The organism is Acinetobacter sp. YH12152, from assembly GCF_013418285.1.
Classification (GTDB): domain Bacteria; phylum Pseudomonadota; class Gammaproteobacteria; order Pseudomonadales; family Moraxellaceae; genus Acinetobacter; species Acinetobacter amyesii.
The window spans coordinates 1-1,269 of the sequence record NZ_VPCH01000119.1 but is presented as its reverse complement, the minus strand read 5'-3'; the positions used below and the strand labels follow the sequence as shown (position 1 = coordinate 1,269).

At 40.0% G+C, this 1,269-nt stretch carries 1 protein-coding gene; it reads right to left on the bottom strand.

Annotated features, from left to right (window positions below):
• Positions 1 to 20: 20 nt before the first annotated feature.
• Positions 21 to 1,172, bottom strand: coding sequence for an IS4-like element ISAbe18 family transposase (locus tag FTU83_RS17235; protein ID WP_104425765.1), 1,152 nt, complete (start codon positions 1,170 to 1,172; stop codon positions 21 to 23).
• Between the last annotated feature and the right edge of the window lie 97 nt (positions 1,173 to 1,269).

The window sequence follows — 1,269 nt, the reverse complement described above, 5'->3', positions numbered from 1 at the left end:
CACTGCTGTCCCACAATTTTTCACAAGAGGAAGCTCATTTGAGCTTCCTCTTGTTTTATGGGTATTTTATCGGGTGAAAATAAAGCTTTTAAAGTTCTTCTTTCAAACAAATTCACTTGAATTATTCTGAGTAAACGTTGAACTGTCCAACCTGTTTTTCCTAAATGTTGAGCGAAACTCACCAATAAATAGGCGATCATCGCAATCCAGATTTGTGTCTGAATTGCGTTCCTGCTGCGACCTAGAAACGCTTTTAATTTGAGATTCTGCTTAATCGCCTTAAAGAACAGCTCAACTTTCCAACGATCTTTATAAATCGCCGCAATGGTGGAGGCGGCTAAATGAAAGTTATTGCTGAGAAAGCTAAAGTGCTTGCCACTTTGCTGATCTCTATATTCAATTCTTCTTAACACTGGGGCTTTTCTTTTTAGGGCATGTGCGCTATTCAGCTGAATGGTTTCATCTTTTAGAATACCTTTGGATTCAAGCACTGGATGTTGCTGGATCACCTGATACACAGATTTAGGCCTAAAACGTGTGACAAATCCAATGTTTTGAGCAGTCAGATTTGCATACCATTGGTAATCGACATAGCCTTTATCAAAAACTACAATGCTGCCAGCAGGAAACTGGAATTTGCGGCCTTGTACCATGTCATTTTCTTTGCCATTTTCAACTGCAACAAACTCAGGAATATCATTGCTGTGATTCAATCCTATACTGAGTTTCATGCTGGCTTTTGAGTCGTGAACTTTGGCCCATTCACATAAGGAAAGCGACAGGTCAATATGACTGGCATCCAAGGAATACAAGGGATTCTTAAAGCGAAATTTATGAGCGACTTTTGAGTGGTCATAGTATTTAAGCAACTTGTAAAATAGCTGTTGATACAAGGCAGCAGGCTGCTGCTCATTAATTCGTGCCAGCGTGCTTCGGGGAATAGACTTTGCTCCGAGATGACTTAGCTTTTCCTGTTGGCACTCCAAATTGGATTGAATATCTCTCAGACTTTGCCTACAAGAGAATTGAGACATCAATATGGCAATAAACTGATCCCACCGGGAAGCCGCTCTAAATTTCTGTCCAACATGGTGCACTTTAGCAAGTTGTTCAAAATCCTGTCGCACAACAGGTTTAATTAGCTCATGAAATACGGTATTCTGATGTGACAAAACCTGAATCCTGGTCGTTAAAGTGTTTGTTTGCACTCATATTTTAACTGTTAGGACTCAGGTTTTTTTATTTAAAGCAAACTATGGGACAGCAGTG